Source organism: Ruminiclostridium josui JCM 17888 (genome assembly GCF_000526495.1).
Classification (GTDB): domain Bacteria; phylum Bacillota; class Clostridia; order Acetivibrionales; family DSM-1351; genus Ruminiclostridium; species Ruminiclostridium josui.
In genome coordinates this window covers 1,173,575-1,197,230 of record NZ_JAGE01000001.1, presented here as the reverse complement: position 1 = coordinate 1,197,230, position 23,656 = coordinate 1,173,575, and the positions used below count along the sequence as shown (strand labels likewise).

Below are 23,656 nucleotides of genomic sequence, written 5' to 3'. Positions count from 1 at the left end.
TTTGTTTTATCAGTTTATTATATTTGTCCTGCTGACTTCGGCAGGCTTTTTAATATGCAGGCAGCTTCTTAAAATCCCGAAGCTTAGTATGAAAAAGAACATCAAAATCTTGCAGGCTGAAAAGGAAAAATCAAGCCAGCGGCTAGTAAACCGGATAATTATGCCGTTATCAAAGCCACTTGCAAGGTTCATCCCGATTGACCCGGTAAAGGAAGCAAGAATGGCATCTACACTGAGGCGCGGAGGGCTTGAACTGACTCCGAAAGAATATTACGCAAGAGCTATTTTATGTGCTTTTTTTACATTACCGCTTGCCTTGCTCCTTTTTGCCATTGGAGCGGCAAACCTTGCCCCTGTAGTTCTAATCTTTGCGGTAGTGGTGTACTTCCACTTCATGACAGACCTTAAAGACAAGATGAAGGAAAAGAAAAACCGGATCGAAATAGAGCTTCCGGGTTTTATCCGTTCCATCCTGTATAAGCTAGATGACATTAAGGATGATAGTAAAAGGGCAGTTGTTCAGGTGGATTTAATCCAGATATTCGAAGATTACCTGAAGGTAGCCAGTGATGTATTCCACTATGATGTCTCGGTTTTGGTCATGGAGATGAAAGCGAAGGATATTGAAACAGCTCTCCGGAATTTCAATGAACGCATTGGAATGACAGAAGTATCTTTTTTAGTGAATGCCCTTATAGGGCTGTACCGGGGCGAGCATCAGGGAGAAGCTCTGGCATACCTTGCAAGAGATATGGACATCAAAGCCAGAGAAGCACTCAGAAAAAAACTTCATAAGCTGCCACGAAGGGTCAAGATTGCATCCATACCCCTTGTGGCTGTGACGCTTGCCTGCCTGCTCTATGTTATAGGCTCCCACATGATTAGATCAATGGGGAGCCTTTTTTAATGTGAAAAAGGGAATCACCCTTTTCAAAATACAATTTCAGGAGGTATTACCTGTGAGAAACACTACAACTACAAACTCTATTACGCAAGAAAGGAGGGCAAATCCTGTGAGGAAACGCATTGCAAATGCTATATCGAATGCCGGAAATGTTCTGGCAAACAAGTCGGGTGACCAGATGACCGGCTGGCTTATTGTTGTGCTGGTTGTTGTGGTAGTAGGCGCAGTGTTTATGACGTTGTACCAGGGCTCTATCACCACTATCTGGAACAGCATTGTAGACAAAATCACCGGCCTTTTAAGTTAATCGCAGCTAAAAGGCAGCAGTACAGGGGGAGCATATCCAGTATGGCTTCCCTTTTTTCTTTTACCAAAATCTAAATTAACGGAGGTATTTACTATGCTTTTAACAGTGAAAAACAAAATACGGATGGCAGGACTTAAATGCAGGAATGTTTTGGCAAACAAATTCGGTGACCAGATGACCGGCTGGCTCATCGTAGTCCTGATCGTTGTGGTGGTTGGTGCAGTCTTCCTGACGCTGTATAAGGATTCAATATCTACAATCTGGAACAGCATTGTCACCAAGATTACCAGCCTTTTGAACTAAACGAAATTGCTTCTAAAGGCTCATGACACTCGGGGAGCTCTGCTCCCCCCTAAATTAAAACTAAGTTTAGAATAATGGAGGGATTAATTATGATGACTGCTTTGAAAAACAAAATGAGAATAGCAACTTTAAAGGGCAAAAACATATTGGCAAATAAGTCCGGCGACCAGATGACCGGTTGGCTTATCGTGGTCTTGATTGTTGTAGTAGTAGGTGCGGTGTTCATGACACTGTATCAAGGTTCCATAACACAGATCTGGAACAGTATCGTCAGCAAAATCACCGGTTTACTGAGTTGATGAAAAAATTAAAGGTAAACCTGCAGATGCGGGAGGTGCAACGCATATGAACAGCAGGCACCAAAGCACGGGGGAGAGAAATTCTCCCCTTCTGCTTTTTCAAAGACTCCTTCACGACAGAAAAGGCAGCAGCTATTTTGACCTGATGATTAAAACACTGGTTGTGATTACACTCATGGTTACGGTTTTGAGCTTTTTGAGTATCTTCACTACTTACCTTAATTTGAACCATATCTGTCGGCGTGTTGTACGGGTAGTTGAACTGGAGGGACAGGTATCAGATAAAGCCTATGATGTTTTCTACCGGCTTAAGCAGCAGACCGGCCTCTCACCGGAGATGACCGTCGAGGATGTGAATTACCATGACGGTCAGAAAATACAGTTAAGGGATACCTTCACGATTACGATGACATACAGTCATCCATTTACCATCTTTACACCATCCTTTGCACCTCCAGTTAAGATTATGATTCCTATGAGAGTAAGCATTACCGGTATGTCGGAAAAGTATTGGAAGCTCTCCGACTGAGATTGCTGAGGAGGATGGACGTGAACAGCTATAAATACATTTTGCAAAACCGTAAGGGCGATGTTTTTATTTTCATCGTGATTCTAGTCTTTTTCATCCTGACGCTTTCAGCTATCCTGATTGAATATTTCCGTATGGAAAGTCTGTACCAGCAGGTGGAATATGTCCTTCAAAGGGGTGTGAATGCCTCAGTGGAATATGCCATGCTGGACGAATACCGCAGGGACGGTCATGCCAGGATGGACAGCGCCCTTGCGGAAGAAAGATTATATGAGTACCTGCATGAAAGCATGAAACTTGATGCGGATTTAAGCAAATATATCGACGAAGAATGGGTTTACGAGCTTGAAATAAAGCACATTAATGCTACCGACATTCCGCCCCGGCTGACGCTGGAGGGGGCACTGAAGACCCGCAGTATCTTCAGTTTTCTGACCGGCGATGTGAGGCTTCCCTTTAGAATATCCAGCGTTAATACAAGAATTGAGGAAGGAGGTTTTTAATGAAAATAAAGTTATTTTATACCGTATCGCTTGTTTTTATATTTTGCCTGCTCCTTTCGGGCAAAGCATTTGCTTCAGTAAACAGTGACATTGAAATCAATATTACCTCTCCAATAGACAGCTTGCAAAGCGAAAGCGGTATGGTAGCCATAGAGCATTTTCCGGAGGAAATCTCAATTCAAGTAACGGCAAAAATCGGGACAATTACAGATATTCAACTGGAATATGGTAGACAGAGCATAAAGATAACACCGAAATATATTTTGACTGTTGAGAATAAGGAGTCATGCGGCCCGTATACAATAACAGCAAAAACAGATCAGGGTGCAGTCCTCACCATCACAGCTAATGTTATTTTTCAAGTGAAAGCTGTCTACGACATCCGGTATCGCACCATCGGAATGAATGTCAGAGAAATATATGATGGAGAGACGCTTATAAAGACCTTCCCGGAGCCGCAGAGAATTGATCTTGTGAATGCAAATACCGTTGCAGACTATGAAAAGGAACGGATTGCCGGGTGGATCGGTAAGTGTGACGGGAGGACTTATACACTAAAAGGCAGCAATGTTGTGGAGATTCACAATTTCAGTTCCGGCAAAATATATGGAACCTATGATACCAATACGCAATTTGAAACACTGACCACCAGTTACGGCTGGACACCTAAAAGTCTAACAGCCTTTGAAACCATGAGAAATACAGCACTATCCTACCAGGCTCCTGTTAAAGTTGACATAGAGGCTACCTGGTGCGATGTGAACAAACAGAAGGTTTACGGTAAGCTCACTGCTCAGGACAAGGGAGTGCCGGAGCTGCTCTATCCCTATCAGACTACTTCTGTTACTTTCACCAAGGATGATGTGCTGCTGTCCCGCAATTTTCAATACATGGGGCTCGAATGGGATTATACACCGGAGAGTGATGAATATTATGACGGAGAAAATAAAACGCAGACCAGTATCACGCAGAATATTCATTACAGGATTCCAGCAGCAGACTTCTATTTTAAGTTCAAAGCATGTGAAGGCAACGACCTATCGGTTGTCATTCGTGCCCCTGTTACAGTGAAACGTGGCGACAGCTATTCATTTACTATAATCTACATGAACAGCGGAACGAGTACAGCTTATGATGTACCTTTGAAAGGCACGATAGATGAAGTTCTGATTGAAGGAATACCTGAGATGAAGGACTTTTCACCCAATTCAAGTGTAACTTATGATGTTAAACGTACGGCTGATACTGATGCCGATGAAATTCACTTGTGGGCAAACATTGGTGTGCCTGAAGGCTTTATAGACGGAAATCTTAACAACAACACGGCTACAGCAGTTATACGGATAGTTAACCCCAAACCGGATGAAACGCCTGATAATTCTGATGATCCAGATGATCCTGACGACCCGGATAATCCCGATGACCTGAATAATCCTGATAATCCGGATAACCCGGACGAACCAGATGATCCACCAGGTTTACCTGATCTTTGCGATCTGTCTGCGTGTATCTTTGCACCGCCTACGGTATATGAACATGAGAATTACAGCTATACCGTAAGCTTTACCAATAACACTGATGTAGAACTAAAAGCTGTACACTTAAAGGGAAAAAATAATGAGATTGCATTGACGCAAATCCACGAATTAGCCAATTTCAAGCCCCGGGAGACAAAAGCTTATACTGTTACAGATAATGCTGGAAGTGCAGGTGAGGTTTATGGCTTGTGGGCTAATGTGGAGGCACCGGAAGGCTTTAGGGATGTAAATATCATCAACAATACTGCTGTTTCAAGCATTAAAGTTGTTAAGCAACCTGATGATGATTCAGATGATCCTGACGACCCTGACAATCCTGACGAACCGGATGACCCAGATAAACCCGACGAACCAGATGAGCCTCATAATCAGGATGACCCTGAAAAACCTGATGACCCCAATAATCCTGATGAGCCAAAAAAACCTGACAATCCGGATGACCCTGAGATACCTACCATAGTAAACCTATGCGATGTGTGGGTAAATTTGTCGTCTCCCCCGACTGTATATGAGCATGAGGAATACAGCTTTACAGTATACTTCGCCAACTCCACCGACAAGGATTTGTATGATGTTGAGCTAAATGTCACCATTAACGGTAAGAAGATTCCTGATGTGCCCGGTACATCTAATTTCAAAGCATTTGAAAAGAAAGCCTTTCTTGTAACAAAAACAGCTGGAGATAAAAGAGAGCGTATTCGTTTATCTGCTAAGGTGTCCGCACCTGCAGGCTACAAGGACAGCAATACCGGCAACAATCAGGTTTCGGCGGAAATCATGGTACTGGAACGTCCTTACGATTTGGATGTACAGAGAATCACCCCCGATGAGTATAAGGAAAACCAGTCTGTTATAACCACTGTTAAAGTATCCAACAAAGGCAGCCTGGACTTTACACCGGGACAAAATGTTACTGTACTGTTTCAAATACCTGAATTGTCTTTGTCAAAGCGAATTGATGCGATAGTAATGGAAAGGGATACTTGGAATGTTGTATCCATCCGCTGGGACACTCCTAATGTGCAGGCTGACAAAAATGTTACCTTGATTGCGATTATTAATCCTGAGCAGTCGCTGAGAAATGAAAGCACTGCTGAAAACAACACTTATACTCAAAAGGCTGTGATAAAGAATATATCCTATGGAGAACCGGAGGAAAGCCGGTCATTGCCTAACCCGCCGAAAAGAAGTGAACAGCCCAGGGTGACATGGTGGGAGCAGCGGTATGAGGGTGGAAAGTTTGTATGGAGGCAATTCTATGCCGAGTTGAAGGTAAACGCTGTGCTGGAATATGATACAAAAGCTAAAGGTTTTCTCAAGTCAGGCTATGGATACTCAATCCGTGTTACAGCCTATGTTGACACCAATTATGACAGGCCGGAGCTGATTACTGCTCCACAGACTGCAGAAGTCTATCTGCCGGAATATCGCTATGAAACCGCTATCCCTTTAATAAAGGAAAACGGTCAATTTATCTTTAAGGAAAATCCCGCATCTCCCTTCCGTTACAGGAAACATTACATACCGCTGTGGTTCCCGGATAACAGGGACTATATAGTACAGCTTCTTGTTACCGATGTGCATACTCCCGGAGGTACGCTGTCCCGCTGGATTACCGGAGGGGAACTAAAAATTCACGTAGTGGACAGTATGTATTCCGATGATGTCACTACTGGAAACTGATATAATAATACTTCTTTTTGCTGTTCCTCTATTGTGGGCAGCAGTAATGGATTATATGAAGCGGATTATTCCCGACTGGACATGGATAGCCATTCTCTTGCTCGGCATAATGTCCGCTTTTATTTTGCCGCAGCCCACACTAATGCAGCGAATTGCGGGGTTTTTGCTGCCAGGCATCTGCCTGTTGTTTCTTGCCATGAAATATGGCGGCGTGGGCGGTGGTGATATCAAGCTTACGGCTGCAATTGGTTTTAGCTTTGGCTTATATGGACTTACTTCCATTCTCTTTTTTGCCTTGCTACCGGCCTTGCTTTATTCAAAGCTAACACGGCAGAAAAGTGTTCCGTTGGCAGTATTCTTATGTACCGGCTTTTTTATTCATGCCGGTATTGCTTTGATTAACGGAAGATAATGTGAAAGCACAAATTTATTAGGACAAGGAGGTGCTTTGATGGAGCTAAAAACGATACTTGCCATCGTGATTTGCCTGGTGATTGCAGGTGGTGCATTATACCTGTATATCAGGCAAAGAAAGAAATAACGGTATGGCGGTAAAAGGGACTTGAAAACTGGAGTCCCTTTACTGCTGCCGGTTTGATTGGAGTGATTATAAGGATGGATGATGAAAAACGCTTGATGAATAACAATAAGGAAAATCACGTTGCCAATGCAGATAAGGAAGTCAATGCCGGTTATGTAATTACTGATCGGCTGACCGTTGGGAATTCTGAGTTTGTCATTGGTCAAAACGAAAATGCTCCTGCCAAGTTTGTGACATGGAAATGTACAAAGGGCGAAAAGAATTACTATTGGGGGCATTACTGTAAGGACCGCCTGACAGCCCTTGAAGATTTATGCAACCGTGCTCTCGATGAGATCCATTATTTAAAAAGTTATAAACAGGAAAAAGAGAATATAGAAAAAACGGCGCAGAGGGTTGAAAAGAAATGTGAACCGGTGCGATAAGGAGGGATAAAAGTTGGCAACAAAGCTGCAGCTGATTACAGAGCTTTCTCAAAATACGGCAAAAGATATTGTTAAAACACCTGGCAACTGGATATCCTTTCTGAAAACTGCTGCCTGGAACTATAAATATCCGTTTCAAGATCAATTGCTTATTTTTGCCCAGCGCCCTGATGCAACAGCCTGTGCTCCCATTGAAATATGGAATGAGAAGTTCGGCAGATGGGTAAACCGGGGTGCGAAAGGCATTGCCCTTATAAATGACAGCGGAAGCCGTTTAACCCTTCGTCATGTGTTTGATGTATCGGATACTAACAGCCGGTATAACCGTCCAGTTGTCCTTTGGTCATTAAGGAATGAATATTCTGAAGATGTGACAGAAACGCTGGAAAATGCTTTTGGTGATCTTAAGGACAAAAGTAATATCCCTGCAACACTTATTTCAGCAGCTTTCAACGCTGTCGAAGATAATTTCCCTGATTACCTCTCTGACCTGATGTATAGCAGGGAAAACAGCTTTCTCGAAGAACTGGATGATCTTAATGTTGAAGTCATCTTTAAAAATGCACTGAAAAATTCTGTGGCATATATGCTTTTAGTCCGTTGCGGCTATCCTGCAGATGAATTTTTCAGCTTTGATGATTTTCAGAGCATTATTAATTTCAACACACTTGAAACAATATCCGGTTTAGGTGCTGCAACAAGTGATATTTCAGAAATGATTTTAAAGGAAATCAGTGCAACAGTAAAAAGTATTCAGAGAGCAGAAAGAAATCAAAACCGTACATTTGCAAAAAGCCAGGATATACGACAGAATAAAAGTGAAGATAACAGGGTTGAAAGGAAGGATGATCATGGAGTTGACATACACGATGCAGGGCGATTATCTGGTACCGGATCTGGCGCTGCCGGAGGAAGAGATGCACATCGGCAAATATGGGATGTTGCGCAGGACATACCTGAAAAATCACAGGAAAGGAACATACGCCAGTCTGATGATGTCAGGGAAATTGAACAGCCATCTGATGGAAATCGATCGGATAGCGAAGGAACAAATAGAGATGATCACGACGGAACTTCTGGAGAGCAATCCGGCACCGGACAAAGCGATAGACCCGATGGGCTGGGCGGGACACATGAACAACCTGCGACACTCAGCAGAAGAGTCAGTGCTGACGGAGCTGGTTTACAGCTAAACCTTTTCCCTACAGTAGAACAGCAAATTGAAGCCATAGAACAGGCGGAGGATAAAAAAACCTCCGCTTTTTCTGTTTCGCAGGAAGAAATCGATCATTTGCTTTGCAGCGGTACAGGCTTTCAGGATGGAAAGTACCGTGTATACCTGCACTATCAGGAACCGCACAGTACAAAAGAAACTATTGATTTTCTAAAACGTGAGTATGGAATTGGCGGCGGCACACATATTTTCATCGATGGAACCAGAGGAAACCAATGGCATGACGGAAAAGGGATCTTCCTTAGCAAAAGCGGCAGCTTTATAACAAACCCTGAAATAAGACTATCATGGAATCAGGTTGCAAAACGACTTGGTGAGCTGATCGCTGCGGACAGGTATTTAAACAGCAAGGAAAAGGAGCGCCTTCCTGTAGCACAGCAGGAAATGGAAGAACAGCGTCGGAGACTTGCCGAGGAAGCATATGCACGACAAATCCTGAACCGGGAACCTACACCTACGGAACCTGAGCAAACTGTATCTAAAGATACGGCTAATTATGTCTTCCACCTTGGAGATACGGTGTACATAGGTGCGGAGGAATATGAGATCTTATCATTTAACAATAATTCGGTAGAGCTTCGTGATTTAAACTGTCCCCTGTTTACTAAACAATTTCAGCGTGAAACCTTTGAGGAAATGCTTAGAGATAACCCTCTGAATGATCATCTTCTTATGCGGGGGGAAATAACGGAGCAGCCGACTGTACTTAAAGCTGAAAAACTGTCTCCTCGCGACATCTACCAGGCATACCTGCCTGAAATCATCAACAAGATACGAAACGATGAGATTTACCCCTACCTGCGGGACAGGGATACCGATCCAGACAGTGCAAAATTGGAGCTTGATACTGCAATCGATCGCATTGTTCACTCTATGAAAGAGACACATCCGGATTTTTACGAAGCTTACATCAACCTGCCGCAGTTTAAAGAATGGTTTAGCGAGGATGTATTCCAGCGAACGTACCAGGACTATCTTACGGAAAAAAGGGATAGTGTAACCATTCATGCGGATGACCCCAACGCACCGGAATGGGTAAAGCAAACAGGGAATGTAACCATCACCCATGAGGGAGATACATTCACCATTGAACTTGAAAAAGGAAAAGAAGATAAAAAGCAATATGTAGAATTTAACATGGAGCTTGAGCTCCCAGAAGGTCAGAAAGATAAAAAGGAACCTGCCGAAAAAGAAGTAACTGTATCGGGAAAACCAAAACAGGAGCGTATCAACTTTCATATCACCGACAATGAGTTGGGGCATGGTGGTCAAAAGGCCAAATATGCCTGGAATGTTGCTGCTATCAGACTTTTATACAAGCTTGAAGAAGAAAACCGGCTTGCGACACCGGAAGAACAGGAAGTTCTGTCCCGGTATGTAGGATGGGGTGGTTTGCCACAGGTCTTTGATGAAAAGAACAGCCTATGGGTTAAGGAATATACTGAGCTGAAGGAACTGCTTGACGCAGATGAATATGCTTCCGCAAGAGCCTCTACATTAAACGCCCATTATACTTCCCCCACTGTCATCAAAGCCATGTATGCTTGTCTGGAAAACATGGGCTTTCAGACGGGCAACATTTTAGAGCCTGCTTGCGGTATCGGCAACTTTTTTGGGCTTATCCCCGACAGGATGAAAAACTCTAAACTGTATGGTATTGAACTGGATAGTATTTCAGGCAGGATCGCAAAACAGCTTTATCAGCAGGCAAACATTGCAATACAAGGTTTTGAGGAAACGAATCTGCCTGACAGCTTTTTTGACCTTGCTATTGGAAATGTACCTTTTGGCAGTTATGGAGTAGCTGATAAAAAGTATGATAAATATAAGTTTCTTATCCATGACTACTTTTTTGCCAAAACACTGGATAAGGTACGACCTGGGGGAATCATTGCATTTATTACTTCTAAAGGCACAATGGATAAGCAGAATCCGGAAGTCCGTAAATATATCGCGCAGAGGGCTGAACTTTTGGGTGCTGTACGCCTTCCGAACAATGCTTTTCTTGCGAATGCCGGCACTGAAGTAACGACCGACATCATATTCCTGCAAAAGCGCGACCGAGTGATTGATATTGAACCGGATTGGGTACACCTCTCTACCACTGAGGATGGCATACCTATTAACAGTTACTTTGCAGATAACCCTGATATGGTGCTGGGCACGATGGCATATGATAACAGGATGTATGGCAACGCCAGTGAAACCACCTGTATGCCTTATGAGAATGCTGATCTTGCAGAACTTCTACGTGAAGCGTTGGAGAATATCCATGCGGAAATAACCGAATATGAGCCAGAGGAAATAGTTGAGGAAGAAGATGCCTCCATTCCGGCAGATCCTAATGTGCGTAATTTCAGTTATACCGTTGTGGATGGCGAGATTTACTACCGGGAAAACAGCCGGATGAACAAGGTGGAAGTTTCAGTTACGGCAGCCAACCGTATAAAAGGCATGATTGCCATTAGAGATTGTGTCCGGGAACTTATTGAATACCAAACTGAAGACTATAGCGATGATGTTATATATGAACAGCAGCGCAAGCTGAATAAGTTGTATGATGAATTTACTGCGAAATACGGACTTTTAAGCAGCCGCGGCAACAACATGGCCTTTTCGGATGATTCTTCCTACTGCTTGCTTTGTTCCCTTGAAATTCTGGACGAAGATGGCAATCTGGAACGTAAGGCTGACATGTTCACCAAACGCACTATCCGGCAGCGAGCTGTTGTTACCCATGTAGACACTGCAACTGAGGCATTAGCGATCTCCATAGCGGAAAAAGCCTGCGTGGATATTGGTTTTATGCAAAGCCTTACCGGTCTTTCAGAGGAACAGCTTATAAAGGACCTGGAAGGTGTTATATTCCGCAATCCTGAAAAGCTGGACAGTGAAGGAAAGCCGGTATTTGAAACCTCCGATGCCTATCTTTCCGGTAATGTACGGGAAAAGCTTAAAACCGCCAGGCAGTTTGCCGAAATGCAGCCCGATCTTTACAGTATAAATGTTGCAGCACTTGAAAAGGTACAACCAAAGGATTTAAGTGCGTCTGAAATCGATGTCAGGCTGGGTGCCACCTGGCTTCCTCCAGATGTAATAAAGGATTTTATATTTGAGCTTTTGGAAACCCCATATATGTACAGGCGATATATTGATGTTTTCTATTCATCTTATACCGCCAACTGGAACATCAAGGGTAAAAACGACGACCGCAGCGGCAATATCAGGGCAGTAATGACCTATGGTACCAGCCGCATTAACGCCTATAAGATTATTGAAGAAACTTTGAACCTCAAGGATGTACGGGTTTTTGATACGGTTTATGAGGACGGTGTGGAAAAGCGTGTTCTGAACAAAAAGGAAACCGCGATCGCTCAACAGAAGCAGGAAGCCATTAAAGAAGCATTTCAAAGCTGGATATGGAAAGATCCCGGCCGCAGGGAACGCCTGACACGAATTTACAATGACCGTTTTAATTCTGTCCGTCCTCGTGAATATGATGGCAGCCACATCCGGTTTACAGGAATGAACCCGGAAATCACCCTGCGTAAGCACCAGGTGGATGCAGTAGCGCACATACTGTATGGAGGTAATACACTGTTAGCTCACTGTGTAGGTGCAGGCAAGACCTATGAAATGGCAGCTGCAGCGATGGAAAGCAAGCATCTGGGACTATGCCAGAAAAGCATGTTTGTTGTTCCAAACCACCTTACCGAGCAATGGGCAGCTGAATTTTTGCAGCTCTACCCTTCCGCTAATATCTTAGTGGCAACGAAAAAGGACTTTGAAACTAAAAACCGTAAGAAATTTTGTGCCCGTATTGCTACCGGCGACTATGATGCTGTAATTATCGGTCACAGCCAGTTTGAGAAAATACCGATTTCGGTCGAAAGACAAAAAAAGTTGCTTGAAGAACAGATTGATGAGATCACCAACGGCATCCGCGAACTTAAAGAAGAACGCGGAGAGCGCTTCGCTATCAAGCAGCTTGAAAAGACTAAAAAGACATTGAAGCTAAAGCTGGATAAACTTAATGATACCAGCCGAAAAGATGATGTAGTCACCTTTGAGGAATTAGGAGTTGACCGGCTGTTTGTGGATGAAGCTGACTTCTACAAGAACCTGTTTCTTTATACAAAGATGCGTAATGTGGCTGGTTTATCCCAGACAGAGGCGCAAAAATCATCCGACTTGTTTATGAAATGCCGCTACCTTGATGAACTGACTGAAGGGCGCGGCATTATTTTTGCAACTGGAACACCAATCAGCAATTCTATTACCGAGATGTACACCATGCAAAGATACTTGCAATATGAAACCTTACGTAAGAACGGACTTCAGCATTTTGATTGCTGGGCAAGTACATTTGGGGAGACGGTAACTGCTATAGAGCTTGCACCGGAAGGTACGGGATATCGGGCCAAAACAAGGTTCGCACGATTCTATAACCTGCCGGAGCTCATGAACATGTTCAAAGAAATTGCAGATATAAAAACTGCGGATATGTTAAACCTCCCTGTGCCAAAAGCCAATTACTGCAATATCGCTGTAAAGCCAAGCGAATTCCAGCAAGATATGGTAGCTGAGCTTGCTGTTCGAGCTGAACGGGTACGTGCCAAGGAGGTAGAGCCATACGAGGATAACATGCTCAAAATAACCAACGATGGTCGCAAACTGGCACTTGACCAAAGACTAGCTAATTCTGCACTTCCTGACCATGAAGAAAGCAAAGTAAATGCCTGTGTAGAGAATGTATTCCGTATTTGGCAGGAGAATAGCGATGATAAGCTGACACAGCTTGTATTCTGTGATTTATCCACGCCGAAGAATGACGGAAATTTTAACGTCTATGATGATATTAGACAAAAACTCATAGAGCGTGGTGTTCCTGCTGATGAGATTGCTTTCATTCACGATGCCAACACTGAAATCAGGAAAAAGGAACTGTATGCAAAGGTACGAAAAGGGCAGGTACGAGTCCTGTTAGGTTCTACATTTAAGATGGGCGCAGGAACCAATGTACAGGATCGCTTGATTGCGCTCCATGACCTGGATTGTCCATGGCGGCCAAGGGATTTGGAACAGCGTTCCGGACGTATTGTACGGCAAGGTAACAAAAATGATGAAGTGTATATTTTCCGGTATGTAACCGAAAACACCTTTGATGCTTATCTCTACCAGATACTTGAGAACAAGCAGCGTTTCATATCGCAAATTATGACTTCGAAGTCCCCGGTGCGTTCTGCCGAGGACATTGACGAAACGGCACTCTCCTATGCCGAGGTGAAGGCGCTGGCTACAGGCAACCCGTACATAAAAGAAAAGATGGATCTGGATATTCAGGTTTCCAAGTTGAAATTACTGAAAGCAAATCATCTGAGCCAGAAATATGCTTTGGAAGACAGGCTGCTAAAGTATTTCCCCCAGCAAATCAAATCCACAAAGGAACGCATAGCAGGCTATGAAAAAGATCTTGCTTTGTACAAGCAGCAAAGTGAATTGGAACATGCAGTGGACAGTTCAGAGGACAGTAAATTTGCTGGTATGTCTGTGAAAGGTACTTACTATACCGAAAAAGCAAAAGCAGGCGCAGCCATCCTGGAAGCCTGCAAGCAGATGACTTCCCCGGAACCACAGGAATTAGGCAGCTACATGGGCTTTCCGATGTTGTTTTCTTTTGATAGTTTCAATAAGCAGTACCAAATCACTTTGAGGGGTTCTATGAGCCATACGGTTACACTGGGCACGGACATCTACGGCAATATTACAAGGCTCAATAATATTCTTGCTGAAATCCCGAAGAAGCTTGAATATTGCAAAGAGCAGTTAAAAACTCTCCACCAGCAGATAGAAACAGCAAGGCAGCAGGTTGATGTCCCATTTGAAAAGGAAGAAGAGCTGCAAACAAAGTCTGCGCGGCTTGCAGAGCTGAATATTTTACTCAATATGGATAAGCATGAAAATGAAGTGTTGGATGCTGAACCGGACGAGGATATGGATGCACCTGAAAAAAAGAACATTGACTATGAAAGACCAGCTAATTAAAGTCAAGAGTTTTTAAGAAAAAGCTTTATGAATTTTTGAAAACTCCTGACATAGAAAAAATGCATAACAACAAGACCACCTTTGCGAAGTAGACATAAAATAGCTGGTCTAAAATGAAATACTGATCCTTGAAAACTAAACATCAAGTGCAGGTACTGCTAAGCTGCTATATGCTTTGCTGCTAATATCTGAGCATGTTCCTGAGGACTGCGTAACTGGTACGGTTTTCTGTCCCTTAGAACAGCAAAGATGTAAATGATGATCTTACGCATAACTGCTCCCAAAGCTACCTTCTTAGGTTTACTCTGGCATTTTTGCTTGTAGAATTCAAGTAATACAGGGTTGCAAGCCTCTTTATTCCGCTTAGTTCGGATATTGGCAAGAGCAGTTGTAAAAAGAACCCTGCGAAGTAGCCTGGAACCTCTCTTGGACATTTTATTCCGTGTGCCGGTAAATTCTCCGGATTGCATCACAGAGGGGTCAATGCCAAAGTAAGCAACCAGTTTTCCCGGCTTAGAGAAAGCGGAAAAATCGCCGATTTCTGCTAGAATGGTGGCAGCAGTAAGAAGGCCAATACCTGGCAGGCTCTGAAAAAGTTCAAGAGTTAATGCTAGCATGGGCATATCCTTTGCCATATCTTCAGCGATCAATAGATGAATGGTTTTTAGGACCTTCGCCAAGTTATCTTCCAGAGTTCTGATCATGGATATGTAGACACCCAGCATAGCAATGTTCGAGGAATTATGAACAGTCAAAGGCGCAAACTCTCTGGCTTTGGAGACCAAAAGATTATACTTTGCAGTTGACCACTTAAGGCTTCTGCGAGAATTCTTCTGGATCAGTGCAATCAACTTGTTCCTGTTCGCTTTAAGAATATGCGCAGGCGTAGGATATTTCTCCAATACTGCAAGAGCAGCCTTTGAAAAGATGTTGGGGAATACATCCTTGAAGTTTAACATGAGTTGGTCAACAATACCCGTAAGCCTGTTTTTGTAGGCAGTAAGTTCGTCAGAGAGCTTGTAGTACTGTCGGCAAAGACTTCGCAGGCATTCAATATCCTCATCGGGGATATTAGTAGTTTTAAGCTCCTGAAATCTGTATAGCAGGGCAATTTTCCGGGCATCAGCTTTATCATTTTTCACTTTTCTGATTCCAATATTTTTGATAGAATCAGTCTGGATGGGGTTTATGATGGAGACCTCCAATCCAGCTTTACAAAGTGAATGGAAAAGGATTTTGTGATAGTGCCCGGTGGATTCCATGACGACGAAAGGCCTAGAATCAAAGTCCTTTTCCGTTTTTTTCAGTAATTCAACGACTCTTTCAACGTCAGAACTGGAATCATGGTGGATCTTCATGCGGGCAATCACTTCATTGGATGGAGAAAGAATTGCCATCTCACTGAAGAATTTACCTACATCGATTCCTGCAATAGGTCTGAAATTCATCAAAATGCCTCCTTAAAAAATTAATGGACTTAAAAGCCTCCATTCCTTCTCATGTAAGCAAACAACCTTGCATGTGACACGAGGAACCAGCTAAAAAGCTGGCCTCAACCAGCCAAATCATGTAGACTTACCGGAATGGAAAAATACTCTTTCATACGGGTAATCGGCCCGCCAAGGTCCGTCCCAGGAGGTGAAACACACACCTTCCAAGTCCGGAAGATATTATACATGATTGTCAAAGTTCAGGCCAACAAACGCTGGCATAATGGCTAAGATGTGAAGCCGGATGATGTGCTTGATGTTTGGAAAAGAATAAAATTTGAAGTGTTATGTTAACTATGACTTTTAATGGGTCGAACAGTGGCTTTGGTCACTGATTTAATACAAAATAATTGTACAAGGTGAGGTGATACTGATGCCCTATGTAACACCGGAGCAGATTGAACGTGCAAAGCAAATGGATCTGCTGACTTATCTGCAACATTACGAACCTCAGGAGTTGGTGCGTTTCGCCGGGAATGTTTATACTACCCGTACCCATGATAGCTTGAAGATTAGCAATGGAAAATGGTACTGGTGGTCGCGCAATATAGGCGGACGTTCTGCATTGGATTATTTGATTAAGGTGCGGGGCATGTCGTTCCTGGAAGCTGTAATTCAGATAGACGGACAGGCGGTTGTCATACCGCCTGTTTTACCAAGGCCACAGAAATCCATTGAGCATAAAAAACTGCTTTTGCCGGAGAAAAGCGAAAACAATGACCGTGTGATTTCTTATCTCACTGGACGTGGCATCCACAGAGAAATAATTGATTACTGCATCCAGACCAACCGGCTATATGAGAGCCGTGATTATCACAATGCAGTATTTGTAGGCTTCGATCAGCACGGTATTCCCCGGTATGGTACACTTCGGGGCACATTGGGTAGAAGGTTTATGGGAGAAGTGAACGGAAGCGATAAGCACTTCTCCTTTTCTATCCCGGCCAGGAATGAATGTAGCAAACTGCACCTGTTTGAAAGCGCTATTGATTTATTATCATATTGTACTTTGGAATTACTCTCCGGCAGGGACTGGCGGCAGGATAATTACCTATCTCTCGCAGGAATTTATATGCCGAAGAAAATTATTGAAGAAAGCACCCTACCAGCTGCGCTCACGCAATACTTAAAGGACTCTCCAAAAATCAATGAGATAGCCCTACATTTGGATAACGATATGGCTGGTCGGCTGGCAGCAAAAACGATTCAAACTATACTCCCTATCTCATACACCGTTTATGATGAGCCGCCTAAGCACGGTAAGGATTATAATGATTATTTGAGAATTAAACTGAGGTCACAATGCCCACAAGAATATGTAAGATAACACAATTGCTAATTGATATCATAGCATGAAAGGAGTATAATATGATTAGAATGTTACTACAAGGAGTTGATACCATGCAGATTAAACCATCCGCAAGTATCCGGCAAAACTATAATGAAATTGCAGCTTTGTGCAAGTCCACCGGAGAACCTGTTTTTCTCACCAAGAACGGTGAGGGTGATCTCGTGGTTATGGATATAGAGGCTTTTACCCGTCGAGAAAAAATGCTGAAGCTAAGGGAAGAACTGCTGGCTGTTGAGGAAGACCGCTTGGCTGGCCGTGCCGGAGTTACACCGGATGAATTGGACAGCTATCTCGAAAGCATTATTGACGAGGTGGAACATGGAAAAGAAGAATCAGTATAAGGTTATTGTTTCCGACCGTGCCCGTCAAATGTTGGCGGGTCACGTACGTTTTTTAGCAAAGAAAAGCCCTTCTGCTGCACGTAAAGCAAAAAACGATCTTATGAATGCTATTCGCTCTCTTTCTATAATGCCTGAACGATTCCCATTTCTTACTGCAGAATTTATCCCACTAAATAAGTACCATAAGATGTTTGTTGAAAAATATTATCTGGTTCTGTATCAAATTAAGGATCAGACAGTGTTTGTTGATTATATTGTGGATTGCAGGCAGGATTATGAGTGGCTGGTACAATAAGTAGATTATTCTTACTAAAGTGAAGAATTTATTATCAACAAATAAAGAGAGGTTTTTGTTTTATTAACAGAAAAGATGAAATTGATTTATTTATAGCATGAGTTAAACACTAATAAGTATATATAAAAGGAAGTGGTTAAGTGGATATTCTGAAATTTGAAGATTATTTAAATATCTATGAAAATATATGTGCTCACGAATGGACTACTCTTTATGAAAATGTAAAACAAACTACTAATGGTATCCAAAATGATATTTTTACTTTTTGTGCATTACTTGATAATGATGATGAATATATTAAACAATATTTAAAGGATTTCGAGTGGGGGTTTTCGCCAAATTCTTTTGGGCATTCTTTTTTTGAGCAAGTATCTCGCAATATCGGGAATGGGCAGTTCAAAGATGAAATATATTTTGTTGTCGGAGATAAAAAGGACAAATTTGAATATTTGGTTGCATACAGGTATTTCAATAAAAAATACTCTGCCCAATATGATATAAATCCAAAACTAATCTGGTATAACAATTTAGTTAAGGTTGGAGAAAATTACCATGATCCGATTAGTGATGAAGTTATCATACGAGCTTCCGCTAATAAAGTTGAGGTATTAACAAAATATCTCCGGGATTTTTTATGTGCGCATAATAAAGTTTGTGTTATAGCATTTGACCACAGAAGATTTGCTAATATAAGTGAAAATATGAGAAACATACAAGAACATCGATCTAAAGATTTTTATAATATACTTTATAGTTTGAATAAATATGAATTTGATGACTTTAATGCATTGGCTTCTATTATTGGAAAGACAGTTATAAAGCCCTATAAGGAGTGTCAGCATAATAGTTTAAAATTTTTAATTGAGGATGAAAAGTTCGAAGAATTTATATACGATATTGATAAGGACACGGGTAAACCAGTTACATTTACATGCGATGAAAATAAGCTGGCAAATTACTTCGGCGCAAATCTTGAAGCTCCACACTTTTTAACGCCTGTTTTTTTTAACAAAGCTGTACTCAACAAATATAAGACTGATACTTCAAATTACACCATTAGTGATGGATTGATTCGATACTTGGACGAATGGGATATACCTTTTACCATAAATGAGGAAGATAAGGTTGTTGTTTGGCTAGGTGATTTAGGAAGAATACCTTATAATGAACAAAAATATTGGCGTACCGAGAATATTCCGCCACAAGGTAATATAGAGAAAAACTTTTGGAAACAGCAGATTGAAGCCACTTTTATAGATAATATTCTTCCAGAAAAGTGGATATTTACTTTAATTGACAAGGTAAATGATAAATTCGATAAGAGATACAATATTATAATTTTTAATCCATTATCGGAAGCTGATAAGCTAATTAAAAGTGCTTTTATGACACCTGTTACAAATAATATTGATGAGTTTAAGGAATTCTTAATTCAATTATGCAAAATTACTGTTGAAAGTATCAATAAAAAGGCAATACAAAAATATGTTGATAGTGATAAGCTAAAAGATGAACAAGGACAAACATTAGGAAGTATTGGACAACTGGAGATATTATTTAAAGAGCTAAACATAATTTCTGGTAATAAGTTGATAGATATTTTGAGACTAGTTTATAATTCACGTAACAAACTATCTGGGCACACTGCTTCGATAAAAGCATATAATAAGCTTTGGAGAAGAGAAGAAAATTATTCACCAAACTGGATAACTGACTCCAAAATATTGATAAGCTCTGTTAATGATGCTTTAAATGATTTGATAGAGGAGTTGAGATAAATGCAATTTGGAAAGCTGACTAATGAACAACTCCTCAACCCTAAAATAAGAACATGTTATAATGATATTATCAGAAAAACTAGATATATAGCATATAAAGTTGACATTATCAACGATATACGTAAAGATTTACTAGCGAAGATGCCTGACATATCTGAGACTGACAAGATTATCCTTTGTGGTGAAATCTCAGACTGTTTCGAAAAAATGTATTCTTGTATGGAGTATGCATCCATAATTTTGAAAGAGGTCTTAAGGGATAGAGGAAATTTAAAATCAAAATTTCACGAGATATTGAAAAAAACTTTAGAAAACTCAGATCCATTAAGTATATATGCCGATACTAGAATTGTAAGTTTTATTAGGAGGGCATTAGATTGGTATTCAGTTGTTCATGATATACGTTCTGAAGAAACACACTTTTCTATGGCAAGAATTGAAGTGGTAGATTCAAAAATTTTTTATAAAATTAGAAGGCAAACAAGTAGAGAAACAGTAAGTGACTTAATTCATCGCATAAAAAAACATCTCGAAAGACAGGACACAGAGTATATATTAGAAATAGGAGATGTAATTAAGCTTTATATTGGTTTTGTAGATTCAATAAGACAACTGGAAACAATTATACTTTCGAAAACAAACTAACCTTATAAATTATTAATAACAGGTAAAATAAAAGGCACTAAAATCAGTGCCTTTTTCTTTACCCAAAAATCAAGAAAGGAGGCTTCGTTTTATGATGAAAACCTATCAAGTGGAAATCAAAGAAACCCTTTGCATGACAGTTGAAATCGAGGCGGAAAATGAGCAACAGGCCGAAGAAAAGGTTCGGCAGGCGTACAGAAATGAAGAATACATCCTTGATTCAGAACACTTTGCCGGTGTGGAGTTTATCGCTCAAGAAAAAGAGATGGAAGAACGGTTTAGGAAGCAAAAACGACATGGACATGTGCGATAACGGCTCTTATTTTCGGCAGGTAATCTAATACCTGCCGTAAGTATTTCAACATAAGACAGGTGTCTTATGTTGTAGCAAGCACTGAATTTTGTCTCCCAAAATTCACTTGTTAAGGGGATACCCCCTAATACCCCCGTAAAAATGCAAATAGAAAGTGTGGTGATAACCATAGGAGCGTTTTTGCTAGGCATATTTATAGGCGGCATTGTCGGCGTTGCTTTTATGTGTCTTTTCCAAATCAACATCCCATATGCAAGGGATGAAGATATGATTTCAGCAGAAAGGAGTGGAAACGTTGAGAAAACGTAGTATTCGTGTTCAAGTGTGGCTGAACAAAGAAGAAAAGGCGAAGCTGGAAGCCAGCGCAAAGAAAGCAGGACTATCACAGGAAACCTATTTGCGTGCACTTATCAACGGTTATGTACCAAAGGAACTTCCGCCTCCCGATTATTACGCTGTAATGAAAGAGCTTCACGCTATTGGCAGCAACTTAAACCAGATTGCTGCAAGGGCAAATGCTATAGGGCATATTGACCGCACAACATTTCAGTATGAAGCCAACAGGCTCCGAAAAGCCGTGCTGGATATACAGACGGCAGTTACTTCGCCGGAAAGGAGAGTTGAAAATGGACAGAATGATTGATAAGCAGGAAAAACTTATGCGCCGTATAGAAAGGAATTTTGCAGACTACAAAGCGGCAGTTTTGAAACTTGATAAACAGAGCATTTTTGATAAAGCTGCTGAAATTGCCGCTGTTAAGCGTGTTGTGCATTATATGACCGATATTCACGGGTATTATGAAAGAGATATTGATTATCTTCTGAAATTTCAAAACCCATTGAAGCTTATTGTTGACCGCTATCAGGTCAATACCCGTGCATACCTGCATGATGTTGTTGCCAGAGTGTGTGATACTCACGACATGTCAGGTGAGTATCCCTTCAGACCGACGATAAGGGCAAAAGAGCTGGTGCGATAATCTATGGCGACCACAGCGATATGGGATGTTACAGACCGCCTTGACCGGGTAATTGACTATACCACAAATCCGGATAAAACAGAGAACCTTGATTTTAATAGTTCTGACTTTCGAGGCCTTCAGGAGGTTCTAAAATATACTGTAAAGGATGCAAAGACTGAGAAACAGTTTTATGTTACCGGTATCAACTGTTATCCTGAAACTGCCTGTACGCAGATGTCCAAGACTAAACTACAATTCCAGAAAACGGGCGGCATTCTTGCCTTCCACGGTTATCAGTCATTCGCGCCTGGGGAAGCTACTCCCGAAACTGCTCATGCTATTGGTGTAAAAATGGCACAAGAGTTATGGGGTGACCGTTTTGAAGTGGTTGTTTCCACCCATCTTGATAAAAATCATCTCCATAATCATTTTGTGCTTAATTCTGTTTCCTTTAAAGATGGCAAACGGTATTACGATAATAAGACTACCTACTCCCTTATGCGACAAACTTCTGACCGGTTGTGCCGGGAATACTCCCTGTCTGTTATTGAAAACCCGCAGCGGGGCAAATCTAGGCACTATGCTGAATGGAAGGCTGAACAGGAAAGTAAACCTACCTGGCGTGGCTTTATTCGTGAAGATGTAGACAAGGCGATTGATATATCTATGACTTTTACACAGTTTATTGCTAACCTTCGCAAACAGGGATATGAGGTAAAAACCGGTGTGAAATACATGGCAGTGCGTCCGCAGGGAAAGGAACGCTTTGTTCGATTAAAAACTCTGGGCGAGGATTATACTGAGGAAGTTATTAAGGAAAGGATACTCCATAACCGCACGCCGAAAAGGCCACAAATCCTGCCTGAACCAAAACGAAAACGATATACCATACGAGGTGGTATGAAACTAAAAAATAAAAGAAAACTCTCAGGATTGCAAGCTCTCTATTTTCACTATCTTTACAAAATGGGTATCCTACCGAAACAACGTGTGTCCAAGAAACGGACGCATTTTTTATTACGCGAGGATCTCCGGTACATGGAGGAACTAACTGCTCAAACAAGGTTTTTATGTAGCAATCACATTGAAAGCAAAGAGCAGCTTCTTGACTTTCAGAATGGACTTAACCAGGAAATATCAACCTTATTAGATTCTCGTAAATCTCTCTACCATCGACTACGGCGGTGTAAAGATGAATCGCAGAAAACAGAGTACAAAGAACAGATTGCAGAGCTTTCAAAGAAGTTGTCACTGCTTCGAAGGGAGGTGAAGCTTTGTGAGGGTATTCTAAGCCGCTCTGAGGATATGAAACAAAAATTGCTTCAGGTTAGACAGGAGAAAACTCATCATAGAAAGGAGGAAAAGGAATATGAACAGCGGAGCCGACGCAGCGGATCAAATCGTCAATATGAGTCTTAAAGGAATCGAGGTAATGGCGAAAATTTCCGGTGAAGGTGCAAAAAACCTTGCCACCTATTTGTATGCTGTATTGAAAGACCAGAAAAGGACAAAGGGTAAAATCCGCCTGGAAAGCTTATTACGCAGTGGCAAAGAATTAAAAGTCTTTGCTGTACGCAATGTGGACTTGAAAAAGTTTTGTCAGGAGGCTAAGCGCTATGGTGTTCTTTATTGTGCCTTGCGGGATAAAAAAAGTTTGGACGGTATGTGTGACATCATGGTGCGGGCAGAAGATGCATCAAAAATCAACCGTATTGTAGAGCGCTTCAAGCTGGCTACCGTAGATACAGCAAGTATCAAAAATGAAATTGAGAAAAGCAAGGCGGCCAAAGAATCACAAAAAGCACCGGCAGTAAAAGAAACACCTGCCGAAAAAAGTACGGATGCTTTTATCGACGAGCTTATGGCAAAGCCAGACCAGGTAGAACCGGTTATTGAATCAGCCGACAACCCAAACCCCACAACGGCGACGACGGAGAAATCCCGTCCGTCCGAGCCTATCTTAGATCACGAAGGGAAAGCCGCCGAGGGTATTATTGAGCCGGCGAAAAAATCAGTACGCGAAGAACTGAAAGAAATCAAAGCCGCTCGAAAGGAACAGGCGGAGCCTAAACGTGAATCAACAAAAGAACAGCCGCAGGCAGCAAAGCAAAATGCCAGGGCAAATAAGCCGCAACCCAAACCAAATAAACCGAAATCGAAAGCGAGGTAA

The 23,656-nt window shown here is 41.8% G+C and carries 21 protein-coding genes; 20 read left to right on the top strand and 1 reads right to left on the bottom strand.

Annotated features, from left to right (window positions below; genetic code table 11):
• The first annotated feature begins 1 nt into the window (after position 1).
• The 10 genes from K412_RS22685 to K412_RS22975 all read left to right on the top strand — a co-directional run bounded on the left by K412_RS22685 (position 2) and on the right by K412_RS22975 (position 14,311).
• Complete coding sequence (locus K412_RS22685; RefSeq protein WP_242835540.1) at positions 2-907, top strand: hypothetical protein; 906 nt, start codon at positions 2-4, stop codon at positions 905-907.
• Between the two features lie 52 nt (positions 908-959).
• Complete coding sequence (locus tag K412_RS0105550; RefSeq protein WP_242835538.1) at positions 960-1,211, top strand: hypothetical protein; 252 nt, start codon at positions 960-962, stop codon at positions 1,209-1,211.
• 93 nt (positions 1,212-1,304) lie between these two features.
• On the top strand, positions 1,305-1,514 hold the full coding sequence (locus K412_RS0105545; RefSeq protein ID WP_024832186.1) for a hypothetical protein: 210 nt from the start codon (positions 1,305-1,307) through the stop codon (positions 1,512-1,514).
• A gap of 89 nt (positions 1,515-1,603) precedes the next feature.
• The gene (locus K412_RS0105540) at positions 1,604-1,813 is read left to right on the top strand and encodes a hypothetical protein (protein ID WP_024832185.1); all 210 of its coding nucleotides are present in this window, start codon (positions 1,604-1,606) and stop codon (positions 1,811-1,813) included.
• A 46-nt stretch (positions 1,814-1,859) separates the two neighbouring features.
• Positions 1,860-2,342 carry a DUF4320 family protein gene (locus K412_RS0105535; protein ID WP_024832184.1) on the top strand — a complete coding sequence of 161 codons (483 nt, stop codon included), beginning with the start codon at positions 1,860-1,862 and terminating at the stop codon, positions 2,340-2,342.
• A gap of 20 nt (positions 2,343-2,362) precedes the next feature.
• Entirely contained in the window at positions 2,363-2,845 is a 483-nt protein-coding gene (locus K412_RS0105530; protein ID WP_024832183.1) for a hypothetical protein, read from the top strand.
• Entirely contained in the window at positions 2,845-6,066 is a 3,222-nt protein-coding gene (locus tag K412_RS22290; RefSeq protein ID WP_024832182.1) for a DUF8195 domain-containing protein, read from the top strand. Before K412_RS0105530 ends, K412_RS22290 begins: the two co-directional genes overlap by 1 nt.
• Positions 6,044-6,478, top strand: coding sequence for a prepilin peptidase (locus K412_RS0105520; RefSeq protein WP_034847197.1), 435 nt, complete (start codon positions 6,044-6,046; stop codon positions 6,476-6,478). Before K412_RS22290 ends, K412_RS0105520 begins: the two co-directional genes overlap by 23 nt.
• A gap of 203 nt (positions 6,479-6,681) precedes the next feature.
• Positions 6,682-7,032, top strand: coding sequence for a hypothetical protein (locus tag K412_RS20515; RefSeq protein WP_024832180.1), 351 nt, complete (start codon positions 6,682-6,684; stop codon positions 7,030-7,032).
• 13 nt (positions 7,033-7,045) lie between these two features.
• A complete protein-coding gene (locus K412_RS22975) occupies positions 7,046-14,311 on the top strand; it encodes a DEAD/DEAH box helicase family protein (RefSeq protein WP_024832179.1) in 7,266 nt (2,421 codons plus the stop codon).
• A gap of 158 nt (positions 14,312-14,469) precedes the next feature.
• Here K412_RS22975 and K412_RS0105500 read toward each other — a convergent pair whose 3' ends face one another.
• Positions 14,470-15,759: an IS110 family RNA-guided transposase gene (locus tag K412_RS0105500; protein ID WP_024832178.1), complete on the bottom strand. Its 1,290-nt coding sequence runs from the start codon at positions 15,757-15,759 to the stop codon at positions 14,470-14,472.
• Between the two features lie 415 nt (positions 15,760-16,174).
• On the opposite strand from K412_RS0105500, the gene K412_RS0105495 reads away from it, so the two are divergent.
• From K412_RS0105495 to K412_RS0105445, 10 genes are all read left to right on the top strand, one after another.
• Positions 16,175-17,128, top strand: a complete 954-nt coding sequence (locus tag K412_RS0105495; protein WP_024832177.1) for a DUF3991 and TOPRIM domain-containing protein — start codon at positions 16,175-16,177, stop codon at positions 17,126-17,128.
• 74 nt (positions 17,129-17,202) lie between these two features.
• Entirely contained in the window at positions 17,203-17,493 is a 291-nt protein-coding gene (locus K412_RS0105490) for a type II toxin-antitoxin system prevent-host-death family antitoxin (RefSeq protein ID WP_024832176.1), read from the top strand.
• Positions 17,471-17,788 (top strand): type II toxin-antitoxin system RelE/ParE family toxin, encoded by a 318-nt coding sequence (locus tag K412_RS0105485; RefSeq protein WP_024832175.1) that lies wholly within the window; start codon positions 17,471-17,473, stop codon positions 17,786-17,788. The genes K412_RS0105490 and K412_RS0105485 overlap by 23 nt, the downstream gene beginning before the upstream one ends.
• 140 nt (positions 17,789-17,928) lie before the next feature.
• Complete coding sequence (locus K412_RS0105480) at positions 17,929-19,566, top strand: hypothetical protein (RefSeq protein ID WP_024832174.1); 1,638 nt, start codon at positions 17,929-17,931, stop codon at positions 19,564-19,566.
• The gene (locus K412_RS0105475) at positions 19,567-20,211 is read left to right on the top strand and encodes a hypothetical protein (protein ID WP_024832173.1); all 645 of its coding nucleotides are present in this window, start codon (positions 19,567-19,569) and stop codon (positions 20,209-20,211) included. It abuts the gene before it with no gap.
• A gap of 91 nt (positions 20,212-20,302) precedes the next feature.
• The gene (locus tag K412_RS0105470) at positions 20,303-20,524 is read left to right on the top strand and encodes a DpnD/PcfM family protein (RefSeq protein ID WP_034847193.1); all 222 of its coding nucleotides are present in this window, start codon (positions 20,303-20,305) and stop codon (positions 20,522-20,524) included.
• A 295-nt stretch (positions 20,525-20,819) separates the two neighbouring features.
• Positions 20,820-21,167, top strand: coding sequence for a plasmid mobilization protein (locus K412_RS0105460; RefSeq protein ID WP_024832171.1), 348 nt, complete (start codon positions 20,820-20,822; stop codon positions 21,165-21,167).
• A complete protein-coding gene (locus K412_RS0105455; protein ID WP_024832170.1) occupies positions 21,151-21,504 on the top strand; it encodes a hypothetical protein in 354 nt (117 codons plus the stop codon). The genes K412_RS0105460 and K412_RS0105455 overlap by 17 nt, the downstream gene beginning before the upstream one ends.
• Positions 21,505-21,507: 3 nt before the next feature.
• Complete coding sequence (locus tag K412_RS0105450) at positions 21,508-22,905, top strand: relaxase/mobilization nuclease domain-containing protein (protein ID WP_024832169.1); 1,398 nt, start codon at positions 21,508-21,510, stop codon at positions 22,903-22,905.
• A complete protein-coding gene (locus K412_RS0105445; protein WP_024832168.1) occupies positions 22,856-23,656 on the top strand; it encodes a PcfB family protein in 801 nt (266 codons plus the stop codon). The genes K412_RS0105450 and K412_RS0105445 overlap by 50 nt, the downstream gene beginning before the upstream one ends.